The 15,700-nt window shown below is 26.5% G+C and carries 19 protein-coding genes; 8 read left to right on the top strand and 11 right to left on the bottom strand.

Annotated elements, in window-relative coordinates; genetic code table 11:
* Positions 1 to 24: 24 nt before the first annotated feature.
* The gene (locus AMYT_RS09210) at positions 25 to 675 is read right to left on the bottom strand and encodes a ferritin family protein (RefSeq protein WP_114842257.1); all 651 of its coding nucleotides are present in this window, start codon (positions 673 to 675) and stop codon (positions 25 to 27) included.
* A gap of 81 nt (positions 676 to 756) precedes the next feature.
* Entirely contained in the window at positions 757 to 1,194 is a 438-nt protein-coding gene (locus AMYT_RS09205) for a Dps family protein (protein WP_114842256.1), read from the bottom strand.
* 198 nt (positions 1,195 to 1,392) lie between these two features.
* Between AMYT_RS09205 and AMYT_RS09200 the strand changes: the two genes are divergently transcribed.
* Positions 1,393 to 1,797 carry a Fur family transcriptional regulator gene (locus AMYT_RS09200; protein WP_114842255.1) on the top strand — a complete coding sequence of 135 codons (405 nt, stop codon included), beginning with the start codon at positions 1,393 to 1,395 and terminating at the stop codon, positions 1,795 to 1,797.
* 6 nt (positions 1,798 to 1,803) lie between these two features.
* On the opposite strand, the gene AMYT_RS09195 is transcribed toward AMYT_RS09200, so the two are convergent.
* Genes AMYT_RS09195 through radA form a run of 3 tightly spaced genes read right to left on the bottom strand, consistent with a single transcriptional unit; the run spans position 1,804 to position 4,555 of the window.
* Positions 1,804 to 2,724: a calcium/sodium antiporter gene (locus AMYT_RS09195; protein WP_114842254.1), complete on the bottom strand. Its 921-nt coding sequence runs from the start codon at positions 2,722 to 2,724 to the stop codon at positions 1,804 to 1,806.
* Positions 2,725 to 2,726: 2 nt separating this feature from the next.
* On the bottom strand, positions 2,727 to 3,146 hold the full coding sequence (gene ybeY / locus AMYT_RS09190) for an rRNA maturation RNase YbeY (protein ID WP_114842253.1): 420 nt from the start codon (positions 3,144 to 3,146) through the stop codon (positions 2,727 to 2,729).
* Between the two features lie 59 nt (positions 3,147 to 3,205).
* Positions 3,206 to 4,555, bottom strand: coding sequence for a DNA repair protein RadA (gene radA / locus AMYT_RS09185; protein WP_114842252.1), 1,350 nt, complete (start codon positions 4,553 to 4,555; stop codon positions 3,206 to 3,208).
* Between the two features lie 132 nt (positions 4,556 to 4,687).
* On the opposite strand from radA, the gene AMYT_RS09180 reads away from it, so the two are divergent.
* The 5 genes from AMYT_RS09180 to AMYT_RS09160 all read left to right on the top strand — a co-directional run bounded on the left by AMYT_RS09180 (position 4,688) and on the right by AMYT_RS09160 (position 8,150).
* Entirely contained in the window at positions 4,688 to 5,626 is a 939-nt protein-coding gene (locus AMYT_RS09180) for a D-2-hydroxyacid dehydrogenase family protein (protein WP_114843179.1), read from the top strand.
* 2 nt (positions 5,627 to 5,628) lie between these two features.
* Complete coding sequence (locus tag AMYT_RS09175) at positions 5,629 to 5,991, top strand: MmcQ/YjbR family DNA-binding protein (protein ID WP_114842251.1); 363 nt, start codon at positions 5,629 to 5,631, stop codon at positions 5,989 to 5,991.
* 66 nt (positions 5,992 to 6,057) lie between these two features.
* On the top strand, positions 6,058 to 6,657 hold the full coding sequence (locus AMYT_RS09170) for a Crp/Fnr family transcriptional regulator (RefSeq protein ID WP_114842250.1): 600 nt from the start codon (positions 6,058 to 6,060) through the stop codon (positions 6,655 to 6,657).
* A 48-nt stretch (positions 6,658 to 6,705) separates the two neighbouring features.
* Entirely contained in the window at positions 6,706 to 7,602 is an 897-nt protein-coding gene (locus tag AMYT_RS09165; protein WP_114842249.1) for a DMT family transporter, read from the top strand.
* A complete protein-coding gene (locus AMYT_RS09160; RefSeq protein ID WP_114842248.1) occupies positions 7,599 to 8,150 on the top strand; it encodes a YqiA/YcfP family alpha/beta fold hydrolase in 552 nt (183 codons plus the stop codon). The genes AMYT_RS09165 and AMYT_RS09160 overlap by 4 nt, the downstream gene beginning before the upstream one ends.
* A 14-nt stretch (positions 8,151 to 8,164) precedes the next feature.
* Here the strand turns inward: AMYT_RS09160 and AMYT_RS09155 are convergent, their stop codons facing one another.
* The 6 genes from AMYT_RS09155 to AMYT_RS09130 all read right to left on the bottom strand — a co-directional run bounded on the left by AMYT_RS09155 (position 8,165) and on the right by AMYT_RS09130 (position 13,509).
* The gene (locus AMYT_RS09155) at positions 8,165 to 9,145 is read right to left on the bottom strand and encodes a c-type cytochrome (protein ID WP_114842247.1); all 981 of its coding nucleotides are present in this window, start codon (positions 9,143 to 9,145) and stop codon (positions 8,165 to 8,167) included.
* A gap of 79 nt (positions 9,146 to 9,224) precedes the next feature.
* Positions 9,225 to 10,358 (bottom strand): sensor histidine kinase, encoded by a 1,134-nt coding sequence (locus AMYT_RS09150; RefSeq protein ID WP_114842246.1) that lies wholly within the window; start codon positions 10,356 to 10,358, stop codon positions 9,225 to 9,227.
* Complete coding sequence (locus AMYT_RS09145) at positions 10,342 to 11,007, bottom strand: response regulator transcription factor (protein WP_114842245.1); 666 nt, start codon at positions 11,005 to 11,007, stop codon at positions 10,342 to 10,344. Before AMYT_RS09145 ends, AMYT_RS09150 begins: the two co-directional genes overlap by 17 nt.
* Complete coding sequence (locus tag AMYT_RS09140) at positions 11,004 to 11,894, bottom strand: cache domain-containing protein (RefSeq protein WP_114842244.1); 891 nt, start codon at positions 11,892 to 11,894, stop codon at positions 11,004 to 11,006. The genes AMYT_RS09145 and AMYT_RS09140 overlap by 4 nt, the downstream gene beginning before the upstream one ends.
* Positions 11,895 to 11,914: 20 nt before the next feature.
* Complete coding sequence (ftsY, locus tag AMYT_RS09135; protein WP_114842243.1) at positions 11,915 to 12,940, bottom strand: signal recognition particle-docking protein FtsY; 1,026 nt, start codon at positions 12,938 to 12,940, stop codon at positions 11,915 to 11,917.
* The gene (locus tag AMYT_RS09130; protein ID WP_114842242.1) at positions 12,940 to 13,509 is read right to left on the bottom strand and encodes a TlpA family protein disulfide reductase; all 570 of its coding nucleotides are present in this window, start codon (positions 13,507 to 13,509) and stop codon (positions 12,940 to 12,942) included. Before AMYT_RS09130 ends, ftsY begins: the two co-directional genes overlap by 1 nt.
* A gap of 61 nt (positions 13,510 to 13,570) precedes the next feature.
* On the opposite strand from AMYT_RS09130, the gene AMYT_RS09125 reads away from it, so the two are divergent.
* Entirely contained in the window at positions 13,571 to 14,110 is a 540-nt protein-coding gene (locus AMYT_RS09125) for a 5-formyltetrahydrofolate cyclo-ligase (RefSeq protein WP_114842241.1), read from the top strand.
* 22 nt (positions 14,111 to 14,132) lie between these two features.
* The gene (gene rny, locus AMYT_RS09120; RefSeq protein ID WP_114843178.1) at positions 14,133 to 15,677 is read left to right on the top strand and encodes a ribonuclease Y; all 1,545 of its coding nucleotides are present in this window, start codon (positions 14,133 to 14,135) and stop codon (positions 15,675 to 15,677) included.
* Positions 15,678 to 15,700: the final 23 nt, after the last annotated feature.

Here is a 15,700-nt window from a genome sequence, read left to right as displayed (position 1 = left end):
TTTAAAAAAAGTAGAGAAAAAACTCTACTTTATAGTATTCATTCTTGATTGGTATTCTTGCGGATGTTTACAAACAGGGCAAACTTTTAAAGCTTTTTTACCTCTATGTACATGACCACATACTTCACAAATCCACTCTTCTTCTTCATCGCTTTCAAACTCTTTTCCAGATTCTAGTCTTTCAAGTAGTCTTTTATACATATTTTCATGTTCAACTTCAATATTTCCAATCATTTGTAACATTTTAGAAATCTCTCTATATCCCTCATCTTTTGCAATTCTTGCAAAATCTGGATACATAGTTACATTTTCATAGTTTTCACCATCTCTTGCAATTGCAAGATTTTCTAAAGTATTTCCAAACTCTTTATCGTAAATTAGTTGATTGTAAGCTTTTAATTCAAGTTTAGCGTGCATTTTTTCATTGTTTGCAGCTCTTTGGAAGTGGTCAGCTATATCTCTATATCCCTCTTTTTGAGCTATTTTAGCAAAATACTCATATTTGTTTCTTGCCATAGATTCACCAGCAAAAGCCTTCATAAGATTAACAGCAGTTAAATTTTCTGTAATCATTTCCATCTTTTGACCACAGCAATGCAATTCACCACCACCAACTTTTTGTACTTCTACAACATTACCACATGTATTACATTTATATGATTCGTATTGTCTCATTTTTACTCCTGTAATTTAAAGCTATGGAAAAATATTTTCCATAGCTATTATATGGCAATAAAACTTAAATGAAAATAGACATTATGCTAAAGAAGCTTTAATCATCCAAATATTTTTTTCTAAATGAGCTACTTTTTCATCTGCAAAAGCCACTGTTGTATTATCTTCATTTTCACAAGCAGTTTTTGATAAAACTTTAAACTCTTTTAATAAAGTTTCAAAATCATTTAAAATATTTTCTAAAACATATTTTGCATCAAAATCTGTTTTTGAATCTTCTTTAATTACTGAAGTACTTTTAATCTCATCTAATAATACTAAAGGTTTTTCACCTAATTGTAATATTCTTTCTGCTGCATCATCATATAATGTGCTAAATTGTTCATAAATCTTTTCAGTCATTTCATGAATTGGAAAAAACTGCATACCTTTGATGTTCCAGTGGTAATTATGGATTTTAGTAAACATTACTAACGAACTTGCTTGGATAACTTTTAATTGTAAAATTGAATTTTTCATTTTCTTTTCCTTTGGATAATTTTTTTCTTTAGAGAATTATAATCTTTTATTTCTTAAAGGAAAATAATTTTCCCCTAATAGTTTTTAATACTTAGTAAAAATTTTATTTTTTTTAATTAAACTTTCAATAATTGAAAAATGTAGGAAAAATAAAGATATATATAGTATTATTTCACGAAAGGTAAAAGGTAGAAAAATATGATGAATTATACAACTTTACTTAAAGAGTATGATTTAAAAGTTACTCCACAAAGAGTGGCAATTGTAGAAGAGCTATATATGAATGGTCATATGAATATAGATGATTTATATAAAAAACTTTTATCAAAATTTCCATCTATTTCTCTTGCAACTATTTATAAAAATGTAAATGCAATGATTGAAAAAGTATTTTTAAATGAAGTAAAAATACCAAATGCAAAATCAGTTTATGAATTAGTAAAAGAAGAACATTCTCATTTAGTATGTTCATCTTGTGGAAAAATAGAGGATATTGAACTTGATACTTCAAGTTTATTAAAAGAAGCAATCTCTTCTAAAAATTATACTATTAAAGAAACAAGCGTAGTTTTTACTGGGATTTGCCCAGATTGTTCAAAATAGTTTAGCTTAGGCTAGACTATTTTGTATTACAAGACCAAGTATTACAAGTAAGGCAATACCTGCTGATTTATTATATAATTTATTTGCAGTTATAAATACAAGCATTACTGAAACTATCACTGCTGCACTAATATCAAAAATATTTTCTCTTAAATTTACATTTAAATCATTTAAAATTGAACTTAATCCTAAAACCACAGTAAAATTTGCCACATTAGAACCAATAATATTTCCAATTGCTAAATCAGCATTATTTTTAAGTGCAGACTTAATTGAAATTGTAAGTTCAGGTAAACTTGTCCCAAAAGCAACTAAAAATAGACCAATTACCCACTCACTAATACCAAAATTTCTTGCTATATTTGAAGCACTTTCTATTGCAAAATCTGCTCCTACTACAACAAATAAAAAACCTACTATTAATAAAACTAAAGTTTTAGTCCATTGAAATTTTTCTTTTGCAAGTTCTTCATCCACTTCATCTATTTGGTTTGAACCAATTAAAAACAATAAATAACCAGCCATTAAAAATAAAAATAAAACACCATCAATAGCATTTAATTTACCATCTATTGCCATAAGAATAAAGATTAAAATAGGGAAAAGTGACCAAGCTGAGTCTTTTGCAAATAAATCTCTATTAGGTGAGATTTTTTTTGCTATTAAAAATACACAACCTAAAACAAGTGAAATATTAAAAATAGTGCTACCAATTACATTTGCAACTGCAATATCCCCACTTCCTTTAAGTGAAGCAGACATTGAAACAGCCATTTCAGGTAAACTTGTACCAATAGCTACTAATGTTGCTCCAATTACAAAATGAGAGATATTATAATGTAGTGCAATTTTCTCACTTTGCTGAATTATAAAATCAGCTCCATAAATTAAAGCACTCATTGAAATTATAAATATTAAAATATCCATAATTATGAATTCCTAATAATCAAACTTTTTGGAAGATTATATTTAGTAATAAGTTCTTCTTCTTTTTGTCTTTGCTCACCATTATCTATCTCATGGTCATAACCTAAAAGGTGTAAAAGACCATGAATATATAAAAGAGCAAACTCATCATGAAAAGAGTGATTATACTCTTTTGCTTTCTCTTCAACAAAATCTTTTGAAATTACGATTGAACCAAGTGGCATACTTGGCATATCGAACTCTAAAGGAAAGCTAAGAACATCAGTTGGCTTATCTTTTTGCCTATGTTCTTTATTTAACTCTTGAATCTCTTTATTATTTGTAATAATAAGTTCAACTTCTTTATTTGTCAATTCTTTAGTTATTGTTTCAACAAGTTGTAAATCAATATCAAAATCTACTTTATTGTCTAAATCTATCATATTTTCCCTAACATATATTTTGCGAAATAATAACAAAAACAAACATATTTTAAGCTAAACTAAAAAAGCTCCAACATTTTAGTAACTTCATCAACTGCAAAAACTTTTATATCAAGTTTAGTATTTGGTTTTTGGGCACAAATTGCTTTTTTTATACCTTGTGCTTGTGCTTCTTTTAATCTTATGTCAATAGAGTAAACATCTTTTATTTCTCCTGTTAAAGATACTTCACCAATAAAAGCTGATTCTTTTGATAAGGGTCTATCTCTAAAAGAGCTTATAATACTTGCAATTACAGCTAAATCAGCAGAACTCTCTTTTATTTTAATACCACCACTTATATTTACAAATACATCATAATGATTTAATGGCAAATCAATTTTCTTTTCAAGTAGTGCTAAAAGCATATTTAATCTATTTACATCAAAGCCTGTTGCACTTCTTTTTGGGTTTGGGTATGTACTTTCTGTAACTAAAGCTTGAACTTCTAAAATTAAAGCACGACTTCCTTCCATAGCTACAGTTAAAGCAGAACCACTTTGTGCTTTTGTTCTATCAAAGAATTTAGAAGCTATATCTTTTGCACTTACTAAGCCTTCATTTGTCATTTCAAAAATACCAATTTCAGAAGTAGAACCAAATCTATTTTTAAAGCCTCTTAACATTCTTATTTCTCTACTTGCTTCTCCTTCAAAGTATAAAACAGTATCCACCATATGTTCCAATACTCTTGGACCTGCAATACTTCCATCTTTTGTAATATGTCCAATAATAAACATAGCTATATCACTATCTTTTGCTTTTCTCATAAGCTCAAAAGTTATCTCTCTTACTTGAGATACACTTCCTGGAGCTGAAGTTAATGTGCCAGAGTAAATAGTTTGAATTGAGTCTATAATAGCCACTTCATAATCTTGTCTTAAAAATTCATCCATTATCTCTTCAAGTTTTATTTCACTTAATAAAAATAGATTTTCATTATTTGCTTCAAGTCTATTTGCTCTTAGTTTTATTTGTCCAGCACTCTCTTCTCCTGAAACATATAATACTTTTTTACCACTTGATGCAATAGAGCCTGCAACTTTTAATAATAAAGTTGATTTTCCAACTCCTGGACTTCCTCCAATTAAAGTTAAGCTTCCAGGAACAATCCCTCCACCTAAAACCAAATCAAATTCACTATTATTTGAAGAAAATCTTGAAATATCATCTTGCTGTATTTGAGTAATTGGTTTTGCTTTTGAAGTTGTTGAAACTAATTGTGTAGTTCTTTTTAAAGTCTCTTGTTGTTCTTGATTTAATTCTATAAAACTATCCCAACCTCCACAATTTGGACATTTTCCAAGCCATTTTGTACTTTGCTCTCCACAATGCTGACATTCAAAAAGAGTCTTATTTTTCTTTGCCATAATAAATCCTACATAATTAATAAAGCAATTATATTGAAATTTTTATTAGGTTTAAAAAAATATAGCAATATGAAAGATTTATATTTAAAAAGCTTTTTTTATAATATACTTATTAAAAAATTAGGAAACTTTATGAAAATTGCAATTTTAGATGATTATCAAGATGTGGTTAAAACTTTAGATTGTTTTTCTTTATTAAAAAAGCATCAAGTGAAAATTCTTACTAAAACATATAGTGAAGTGGAACTAATTGATAAACTAAAAGATGTGCAGGCTTTAGTATTAATAAGAGAAAGAACAACAATAACAAAAAATCTTTTATTAAATCTTCCCAATTTAAAAGTAATAAGTCAAACGGGAAAAATTAGTAATCATTTAAATTTAAAGTTATGTGAAGAATATAAAATTAGTGTACTTGAAGGAGTAGGCTCTAGTATTGCTCCTGCTGAATTATGTTGGGCTTTAATAATGAACTCTTCAAGAAATATTTTGCAATATTCAAATAACTTATCAAATAATATTTGGCAAAGTTCAAACTCTTTTGGATTGGGAAAAGTTTTAAATAATCAAAGAATTGGTATTTGGGGATATGGTAAAATTGGGCAACAAATTGCAAAATATGCAAAAGCTTTTAATATGCAAGTAGTTGTGTATGGAAGTAAAACTTCACAACTTAAAGCCAAAGAAGATGGCTTTGAAAGTGTAGGGTGCAAAAAAGAGTTTTTCTCTTCTTGTGATATTATTACTTTGCATTTAAAATTAACTCAAGAAACTTTTGAGTGTGTTAAAAAAGAGGACTTAGAGCTAATGAAAGCTGATAGTTTATTTGTAAATATAAGTAGAGCTGCATTGGTTGAAAAAAATGCTTTATTTAATGAATTAAATAATAATAAAACAAAAAGAGCAATAGTTGATGTTTTTGATATTGAGCCTGCAACTATTGAAAATGAACCTTTATTAAGTTTGGAAAATGTCCTTTGTACTCCCCATTTAGGATATGTAGAAAAGAGTAATTATGAGCTATATTTTAAAGCAGCTTTTGAAAATCTTTTAGAGTATATAAAGAGTTAAAAATGCAAAAAAAATCTTTAGATAAATTTTTATTATCAAAGCCTTGTTCAAAAAAAGAGTTTCCTTTTGGTGAAGAAATAACTGTTTTTAAAGTAAAAAATAAAATGTTTGCACTTTATTGGATTGAAGAAGGACTTATAAGAATAAACTTAAAATGTGATCCAAATGATGCCCTTGCATATAGGGAGATATATTCAAGTGTTATTGAAGGTTATCATATGAATAAAAAATATTGGAATACTATTATTTTAGATAAAAGTATAGATAATAAAATTATCAAAGAGATGATAAATGAGTCTTATAATCTTGTGGTTGAGAAATTAACAAAAAAACAAAAAGAAGAGATAAAATTAAATAAATGTTAAAGAAAAGCTATACAAGAGTTTTTTTATAGCTTTTTCGTTATTATCCATTTTTTATGGAGATAATAAGTGAATAATCAAACCTACTTTTTACAGTTAAGAACAGCAATAAATAGCTATTCTTTCATAAGTGATGAAACTTTTGAAGAGTTTAAAAACTTTTGTTATTTAAAAAAAGTAAAAAAGGGTGAAAATTTACTTTTATTAGGAGATAAAGCAAAATTTATACATTTTATTTGCAAAGGTTTATTAAGAACTTATTTTTTAGATGAAAAGGCAAATACTTATAATAAAAATCTTTTTTGTGAGAATTTTTTTTCTGCTTCTGTTGTCTCTTTATTAACAGAAGAAAACTCATATTTATGTATAGAAGCTTTAGAAGATAGTATTGTTATTGATATTGATTTTAAAGAGTATAAAGCTTTAATAAATAAAAAAGAGGATTTAAAAAACTTTTATATTAAATATATTGAAAAAAATTGGATAATTGAAAAAGAAAAAGTTGAAATCTCTTTTGCTGTTGATGATGCTACAAAAAGATATTTGAATTTTATAAAAAAATATCCAAATATTGAAAATAGAGTTGCACAGCATCATATAGCATCCCATTTGGGAATAACTCCTACACAATTAAGTAGAATTAGAAAATCTATGAACATATGTAAATGACAAAGCAAATTTTATTTATTACAATTTGCAAAAAAATAAAGGAAATTTTTGAAAACATTAGATTTACAAGCACATATATATGTATTAATAGCAACTTTTTTAGTAGGAGGGTCTTTTTTAGCTTCTGAAAAATTAGTACAAACAGTTAATCCTTTATCTTTAACTCTTTTAAGATTTGTAGGTTCTGTTTTAATTTTTGCACCATTTATTTTAATTAAAAAATCATTTAGAAGTAAAATAGTTTCTACAATGCCAAGAGCTATGGGAATTAGTCTATTTTATTCACTTTATTTTATGGGAATGTTTGAGGCACTTAAAACTACTACGGTTTTAAATACAGGTACTCTTTATACTTTAGTTCCTTTAATGACAGCAATTATGGCTTTAATAATTTTTAAAGAAAAAATTGGAGTTAATAAATTATTTGTATATATTATAGGGCTAGTAGGAACTCTTTGGGTAATTTTTAAAGCAAATTTAGAGTTACTTTTTTCTTTTTCTTTAAATAGTGGAGATTATATTTTTATAATTGCTTCTTTTTCAATGTGTTGTTATTCAATTTCAATAAAACTTTTATATAAAAATGATAATCCTTTTGTTTTAGTTTTTTGTACACTAATTGGAGGTGCTATTTGGATGGGAATTGGAATGTTAATTTTTCAACAACCCTTAAATTGGCATTTAGTTGAGGGAACTTTAGTATATAATATGCTTTATTTAATAATAGGTACAACAATAATTACTTTATTTTTATACCAAAGAAGTACAGTTATCTTAGGTCCTACAAAAGTGATGTCTTATATTTATTTAAATCCAATAGCCGTTGCTATTTTACTTTATTTAATAGATGGCAAAAATATTGAAACTATTGTTATCCCTGGTATTATAATTACTTCAATAGCAACTTTTATGCTTCAAAAAAATAAAAAGGAGAAGAAAAAATGATAATTTATATTCATGGATTTGGAAGTAGTGGTTTTGGAGGAAAAGCTTCAATTTTAAGAAATAAGTATAAAGAAGAGATTATTCTTCCTTCTTTATCTTATGTTCCTTCTTTAGCCATTGATACCTTAGAACAATTAATAAAATTACTTATAAAAAAAGAAGAAAAAGTTTATTTAATGGGATCTTCATTGGGAGGATTTTATAGTATATATTTGGCAAATAAATATAATTTAAAAGCAGTTTTAATAAATCCTGCTATTTATCCATATAAAACTTTAGAAAAAGTTGGAATGGCTACAAATTATTATGATTTATCTACTTTTGAATCAACAACTTCACATTTAAATAGTTTAAAAGAGTTTGAAGTAAAAACTATAGAAAATCAAAATAACTTTTTACTTTTATTACAAACAGGTGATGAGGTATTAGATTATAAACAGGCTTTAGAAAAACTTCCAAATTCAAAAGCTATTGTACAAGAGGGTGGAAATCACTCTTTTGAGAATTTTGAAGAGGTTTTAGAAGATATAGATAACTTTTTTAAATAAGAGGAATTTCCCTCTTATTTAATAATTTTACCAAATGGTCCAAATTGATGCTCTTTTGATTCTATATTTGGTCTATATACATCTGGAGCTTTTACTTTATCATCTGGGAAGTCAGATGTTCTATTGATTTTTTCTGGTCTATAGTGACTATCTTGGTTCATATATGCTGCCACATCATATGCTTCTTTATCTGTTAAAATAGGATTTTCTTTTGTTGCACCTAAAGGCATATTACTTTTTATAAAATCAGCAGCTTTTAAAACTCTATACATTCCTGCTCCTTTATTATAAGTATCTGTTGTACCCCATAGTGCAGGGAACATATAACCATTTGCTCTACCTTCATTTTTTACACCTTCACCATTTACACCATGGCAAGAGGCACAATGTTGAGCATAAACTTTTTGCCCATTTTCAACATCAGCTTTATTTTGTTTAATCATTTTTCTATCAATTTTTGCTAAACCTCTACCTTCAACTTTAGCTCCACCAACAGGATAACCTTGACTTAACCAATGCATATATGCTTCCATAGCTTTCATCTCTTTACTTTGAGCTGGAAGAGGGTATCCATTCATACTTCTTTGCATACAACCATTGATTCTAGCTGTTAATGTTCCAATGGCATCTTCTCTTGGTCTATATTGTGGAAATTCTCCAAATGTTCCAACAAATGGTGCTGAGAATTTTTTTGTACCTGCATCTAGGTGACAGTTTTGACATGAGTTATTATTCCCTGCATATCTCATAGCTGGATTTTCAACTTCTGGACCAATATATTTATATGTATGAACTATTAATTCTTTACCATATTTTACCAATTTACCATATTCATTATCTGGTAAATCTTTTATATCTGGAACTTTATATTCCATTTTAGGTTTTTCAAATCCTCTATCACTTCTTTTTTGTAACTCTTTTCCATCAAATGCAAATGTATAAGAAGAAAAAAGTGAGATAAGTGCAGAGATACAGATGATTTTTTTTGTATTCATAATTGCTCCTTTAAAATGATAAAGTATTATATAAATATAAAGTTACTTTTATGTTTACTTTTAGTGTATCAATTTAAGATTAAATTAAGAATATATATTGGAAAGTAGTTCCTTCTTTTTCATTTGAAGATAAAAGTATTTCTATTTGATTTTGTTCACAAATATTTTTTACAATATTTAAACCTATACCAAAGCCCCCTTTTATGTGGTTTTCTTTATAGTATCTATTAAAAATTGTTTTTTTGTTTTTTATAGTTTCTCCAAAATTATTTACACTAAAACTAATTTTATCTTCTTCTATTTTTTCTAATTTTATAGTAATTATACTATCTTTAAAAGAGTATTTTATTGCATTTGAGATGGTATTATCTATAACTCTTTGTAAATGTGTTCTATTTATATTAATTTGTATATTATTTTGAATATTTAAGTCAAATTTTAAATTTTTAGTAAGAGTTAGACTTTCAAATTGATCTACTCTTTGAGATAAAAAAGAAGAAAAATCTATTTTTTCTTTATTATATTGAACACTTTTTTGTTTTATTAAATACTCAATATCTTCATAAACTAAAAAAAGATTTTTTACAGCATTCATAGAACGCTTTATCTCTTTTGTTTCAGGCTGTTTTTCTTCTAAAACTTCTAAATTTAGTTGAATTACTCCCAATGGAGTTTTTAATTCATGCATAGCATCATTGAAAAAAGCATCTAAATATTCATTTGCTTTTTTATATGGTTCAATACTAGCTTTTATTATTAGATATATGGAAATAAAAATAAATAAAGTAATACTTAAAGCTAAAATCAATATCTTAAGATATATCTCTTTATATGAGATATTTTTAGAGATAATTAAATATTTTGCTTCTAATCTATTTGGTGAAAGTTCAACTCTTAGGGTTAATTTTTCTATGTTTTGTTTTACTTTTAAATTTTTAGTTTTATAGATAATTTTATTATGTTTTGTAAGTAAAATAGCTTCAAATTTAAAAGATTTTGGGAAATTAAAAGTATCACTTTTAGAATTATTAAAATCATAAATAGCCCTTTGTGTTTTTTGTGCATACTCTATTAAAAGTCTATCTTGATTATTTTTATAGTTTTGAAGTTCTAAGTTAGTATAAAAATATGTAGGTATTGCTATAAATACAAAAAATAAAATAGTATAAAAAAGTGAAATTTTTAGTATAAAGTTTTTACTCTTTTCTATCAATTTTATATCCTACACCTCTTTGATTTAATATAAAATCTTTTGAGGTTTTATCTCTTATTTTTTTTATACAAACCCTAATATCTGCTTCACAAATATATCTATCTTCCCAAACTTCAGTTCGAAGTTTATCTATGCTTATAAATTGATTTTTATTAGAAATTAAACAAAAAACAACTTCTGCTTCTTTTTTTGTAAGAGGAATTAGTTTTTCATTTTTATATAGTTCTGTTTTTAAAACATCATAGATAAAATCAGGCTTTAATTCAATTTTATTACTATTGTCATTTGAGTAAAATAGCTTTATTAATTGCTCTATTCTATATTTTAGTTCTTTAGGAGAAAAAGGTTTTTTTATATAATCATTACATCCAAGTTCATATCCAAGACTTAGGTTATTTATATCTGTTAAAGAAGTAATATAAATTACAGGGGTGTTGTCATTGTTTTGTCTTAATATTTTTACTAATTCATAACCATTAAGTTTAGGAACTCTTATATCTAAAATCAATAGGTGGTATTTATTTTCATAAATGGCACTTAAAGCATCTTCTCCATTATCAAAATCATCTACAATATAATCAATTGATTCTAAATACTCTTTAATACTGATTTTATAGTCTAAATCATCTTCTAGTAATAATAATCTCATTTTATTTGTACCTTTGATGTTGAAGTTAGTGTTTCATAATCATAAGAATTATTGAAATTTAGATGATTTTTATTTTCAATTGCTGTAAAAATATATCCTAAAAAATTTCCATTTAAATCATAATATGAAAAATATGCAAAAGAGTATTTATCATTTGAAACATAGCCATAATCATTTAAATTTTTTAAATCCAAATTCTCAAATATTATTTTTGAAGAGTCATTTACTATTACAAAATTTGCAATTGTTTCATTGTTTTTAAGATCAGTTGCTATATTTAGATATTTTTTATCTAAAAGTACAAAAAGCTTATATCCTTTTTGTTTTAATTCATTTGATAAATATTTAAAATCAATAATTGTTTCAAGAGAACCTATAAATTTTTCATCTTTTATTAGTGGCGAGATAGCTTTAATATTTAATCTTTTTCCAAGTTCAATTGAAACAAGTGGTTTTTTACTCTCTTTTACTTTTACTAAGCCTTGTCTAAAAGACTCTAAAGGAATATCTTTTATACTTAAATCCCAGCTTCTTAAATAAGTAGTTAGATTTATATTATGTATTTGAACTTCAAAATTACTATTTTGTAATTGCTTTAAAGTATCTATTTTTTTATTTACAATTTCAAAAGTTGCTTCTCTATTATTTTTTATAAAACTTTCTATTAGTTCTTTATCTTCTGATAATAAAATAGATAAAGATAAAGCATATCTTTTTTGTTCTTCAAAGAGATTTTTAGTAGTTGTTAAGGCATTTTCAAGTCTATTTAAAAGTTTATCACTATTATTTAAATTTGTAAGTAAATAGAAAATAAAAGCAATAAAAAAAGAGGTGATTAATAAAATTACAAATAAATATTTATTTGTTTTTGAGTTTAAATAGCTCAAAGTTCACCTCTTTTTTAGAATTATTTATCAGAAGTATAAATTTCGTCTAATAAGCTATCAACAAATTCATCAGGACTAAACTCTATTAAGTCCTCTTGTTTTTCTCCAACTCCCACATAAAAAATTGGAAGCTCTAATTGATTTGAAATAGAAAATAAAGCTCCACCTTTTGCAGTTCCATCAAGCTTTGTTACAATAATACCATCAACTTGTACCATTTCATTGAAAGCTTTTGCTTGTGCAATTGCAGAGTTTCCTTGTGTCCCATCAATAATAAGTAGTTTTTGATGTGGTGCGCCTTCCATTGCTTTACTACAAACTTTAACTATTTTTTTAAGTTCATTATTTAAATTTGTTTGTGTTTGTAATCTTCCTGCTGTATCAATAATTACATTATCAATATTTTTAGCAACTGCTGAAGAAATAGTATCAAATGCAACTGCACTTGGATCATGCCCTTGTCTTGTTTTTATAATAGGAACATCAATTTTTTCTGCCCAAGTTGCAAGTTGTTCAATAGCTGCTGCTCTAAAAGTATCTCCAGCACCTAATACTACACTTTTACCTTCTTTTTTACTTTTATTTGCTAATTTTGCAATAGTTGTAGTCTTCCCAGCTCCATTAACTCCAATAATAAGTCTTACAAAAGGTTTTGGAAGATTTGACATATCAACATTTGGAGCATGTTCAAAAAGCATTACAAGTCTATGTCTTAACTGTTTTCTTGTAATTAGTTCAGGTAGTCCATCCATGGCTTTTTCTATAATTTCATACTCAACATCAGCTTCTATTAAAAGCTCTTCAATATCCTCAAAACTAATTTTCTCTTTTTTTTGAGGAACAACTGCTTTAATATTTGCAAAAGTTTTTTCTAAAGCCTTTGAAAAGAAACTTTTTTTCTCTTCTTTTGGCTTAACTTCTTCTATAATTTTTTCTTCTAAAACAGGCTTTTGTTCTGTTTTTTCAATTGGCTTTAATTCTTCTTGTATTAAAGCTTCTTCTTCAATTTTTGGTTCTTCTTTTTTCTTTTTAAAAAAATTAAACATTACTTTTTCCCAAGTTCTTTATTAATATCAGTCTCTAACATCTCTTCTGGAACTATACCAATATATTTTTGCTTTAATTCACCCTTTGGGTTAAATAAAAACATAGTAGGAATTGTTCTTATTCCTCCCATTTCTTTTGCAAGTTCATAATTTTCTGCACTATTTACAAGTTGGTATTTAATATTAAATTCTTCTTTAAATGTTTGTAAAATATCATTTGTAGGAAGATTGCCATCTTCTTGCGCTAAACTAACTGCAATAATTTCTATATCATTTGGATATTTATCTTTTAAATTATTTAAATGAGGTATTTCAGCTTTACAAGGTGGACACCAAGTTGTAAAGAAGTTTAGTAAAATCACTTTATTTTCTAAGCCCATAAAAATAAGGTTTTCTTCTTGTTTTTTAACTGTTATAGTAGTTCCATCAAGCTTTTGTAAATTAAATTCTGTTTTTCTTTGTATCTTTTCAGCAGTAGTTTTACCTTCCTCTTCAACTTTTGAATCACTACAACCAGTAATAAAAAGTGTTAATAAAATTGAAAGAAATGCTATTTTCTTAAACTGCATTTTAATTCCTTTTGGTAAAATTATTTGCTGGGTATGAATTTTATCCAAGTAAGGCTTAAATATGGAAGAGAGTCACAAACGTGATTTTAGAAAATCGTGTATTAAAAGATTAGAATTTGAAAGTCGTTTTTCAAAGTTATATAAAGACAAAAAAGTAGTAATAAAATTATATAAATTTATAAAAGAGTACAAACCAAAAAGTGTACTTTTATATATTCCAATGGGAATGGAAGTAGATGTAAAACCATTGATAAATAAACTTCGCAAAGAGAGGGAGTGTGAAGTTTATGTTCCATTTATGATAGGGGATAGTTTTAAAAGTGTAAAGTATAGATTACCATTAAAAAGGAAAAAATTTGGTATAAAAGAACCTAATTACTCAACTTTAAAACCTAAAAAGATTGATTTAGCAATAGTTCCTGTTGTAGGAGTAGATGGACTATGCAAAAGAATAGGGTTTGGAAAAGGTATGTATGATAGGTTTTTTTACAGATTAAATTATTCTCCTACTATAATTTTTACTCAACTTAAACTTTGTAAAACGTCAAAAATATTATCTAATGATTACGATATTCAAGCTGATTATATAATTACAAATTAAGGTTTTGAATATGGAATTAATGATGGAATCAATTTTAGTTGGTGTTATAACTGCACTACTAAGTTCATTGATTAGTATACTAATAGTTAAAAAGTTATATAGTGCAAAATTTGATATCTTAATCGAGCAAGCAAAAGCTAAAGCTAAAATAATTGAGCATGAAGCAGAAGTAATTTTAAAAGATGCTCAAATTAAGGCTAAAAGAGATTATGATAAAGAGTTTAGGACGGCAAAAAAAGAGTATGATGAGATGCTTTTTCAAATAGAGAAAAAGGAAAAAGAGTTAAATAAACATCTTGAATCAGAATTAAGAATTATAAAAGAACAAAAAGCTGAAATAGTAGAAAAAAATCAAAAAATTACCACTATTAAAGATGGATTAAAAAGACAACAAAAAACTTATGAAGAAAAAATTGCTAAAGCTATAAAAGTTTTAGAAAATGCTTCTGGGCTTACTATTGAAGAAGCAAAAGAGCTTATGCTTGAAAAAGTAAAAGAGGATAGTAGGGCTCAAATTGCATCAATTTTTAGAAAAAAATATAAAGCTGCTGAACAAAAATCTAAAGAAGAGATAAATAATATGTTATCTCAAGCTGTTACTAGGTATGCAGGAGAATTTGCAGCAGAAAGACTTATTAATAACTTACCATTAAGTGATGAGGAGACTAAGGGGAAGATTATTGGTAAAGAAGGAAGAAATATAAAAGCATTAGAGATGCTTTTAGGTGTTGATATTATTATTGATGATACACCAAATACAATTACAATTTCATCTTTTAACCTATATAGAAGAGCAATTGCTACTAAAACTATTGAAGAGTTATTAGAAGATGGAAGAATACAACCTGCAAGAATTGAAGAAATTTATAAAAAAGTTAAAGCAGAGTTTGATAAAAATATCCAAAAAGAGGGTGAAGATGTTGTATTAGAACTAGGTATTGGTTCAATGCATCCAGAACTTATAAAACTTGTTGGAAGATTAAGATATAGGGCTTCTTATGGGCAAAATGCTTTAAAACATACTTTAGAAGTGGCTCATTTAGCTGGACTTTTAGCAGCTCAAATGGGAGGAGATCCTATTTTAGCAAGACGAGCTGGTCTTTTACATGATATAGGAAAAGCATTAACTCATGAAATGCCAGGCTCACATGTACACTTAGGTGCTGAAATGTGTAGAAGATATGATGAAAGTGACACAGTTATAAATGCTATTTATGCTCATCATGGACATGAAGAACCTATAAATGTAGAAAGTGCAGCTGTATGTGCAGCTGATGCTTTAAGTGCAGCAAGACCAGGGGCTAGAAGAGAAGTATTAGAAAGCTTCTTAAAAAGAGTAGAAGAAGTTGAAAACATCTCTACAAGTAAAACAGGAGTTTTAAATGCCTTTGCTATTAATGCAGGAAGAGAAGTTAGAGTTATAGTAAAAGCTGAGTTAGTAAATGATGATGAAGCAGTTCTATTAGCAAATGAAATTGCTCAAGATATTGAAGCAAAAGTTCAATATCCTGGTGAAATTAAAGTAAATGTAATTAGAGAAATAAGAGCTGAAAGTTATGCTAGATAATATTTAATCTTATGCGAAAGCAT

It is taken from the genome of Malaciobacter mytili LMG 24559, assembly GCF_003346775.1.
GTDB classification, from domain to species: domain Bacteria; phylum Campylobacterota; class Campylobacteria; order Campylobacterales; family Arcobacteraceae; genus Malaciobacter; species Malaciobacter mytili.
Note: the sequence above shows the minus strand (reverse complement) of the source record. Positions and strands in the feature narration are given on the sequence as shown.

Excerpts from the sequence above, each read along its gene's own strand:
- AMYT_RS09210 (WP_114842257.1), bottom strand. The coding sequence starts at position 675 with ATGAGACAATACGAATCATATAAATGTAATACATGTGGTAATGTTGTA.
- AMYT_RS09205 (WP_114842256.1), bottom strand. The coding sequence starts at position 1,194 with ATGAAAAATTCAATTTTACAATTAAAAGTTATCCAAGCAAGTTCGTTA.
- AMYT_RS09200 (WP_114842255.1), top strand. The coding sequence starts at position 1,393 with ATGATGAATTATACAACTTTACTTAAAGAGTATGATTTAAAAGTTACT.
- AMYT_RS09195 (WP_114842254.1), bottom strand. The coding sequence starts at position 2,724 with ATGGATATTTTAATATTTATAATTTCAATGAGTGCTTTAATTTATGGA.
- ybeY (WP_114842253.1), bottom strand. The coding sequence starts at position 3,146 with ATGATAGATTTAGACAATAAAGTAGATTTTGATATTGATTTACAACTT.
- radA (WP_114842252.1), bottom strand. The coding sequence starts at position 4,555 with ATGGCAAAGAAAAATAAGACTCTTTTTGAATGTCAGCATTGTGGAGAG.
- AMYT_RS09180 (WP_114843179.1), top strand. The coding sequence starts at position 4,688 with ATGAAAATTGCAATTTTAGATGATTATCAAGATGTGGTTAAAACTTTA.
- AMYT_RS09175 (WP_114842251.1), top strand. The coding sequence starts at position 5,629 with ATGCAAAAAAAATCTTTAGATAAATTTTTATTATCAAAGCCTTGTTCA.
- AMYT_RS09160 (WP_114842248.1), top strand. The coding sequence starts at position 7,599 with ATGATAATTTATATTCATGGATTTGGAAGTAGTGGTTTTGGAGGAAAA.
- AMYT_RS09155 (WP_114842247.1), bottom strand. The coding sequence starts at position 9,145 with ATGAATACAAAAAAAATCATCTGTATCTCTGCACTTATCTCACTTTTT.
- AMYT_RS09145 (WP_114842245.1), bottom strand. The coding sequence starts at position 11,007 with ATGAGATTATTATTACTAGAAGATGATTTAGACTATAAAATCAGTATT.
- ftsY (WP_114842243.1), bottom strand. The coding sequence starts at position 12,940 with ATGTTTAATTTTTTTAAAAAGAAAAAAGAAGAACCAAAAATTGAAGAA.
- AMYT_RS09130 (WP_114842242.1), bottom strand. The coding sequence starts at position 13,509 with ATGCAGTTTAAGAAAATAGCATTTCTTTCAATTTTATTAACACTTTTT.
- AMYT_RS09125 (WP_114842241.1), top strand. The coding sequence starts at position 13,571 with ATGGAAGAGAGTCACAAACGTGATTTTAGAAAATCGTGTATTAAAAGA.
- rny (WP_114843178.1), top strand. The coding sequence starts at position 14,133 with ATGGAATCAATTTTAGTTGGTGTTATAACTGCACTACTAAGTTCATTG.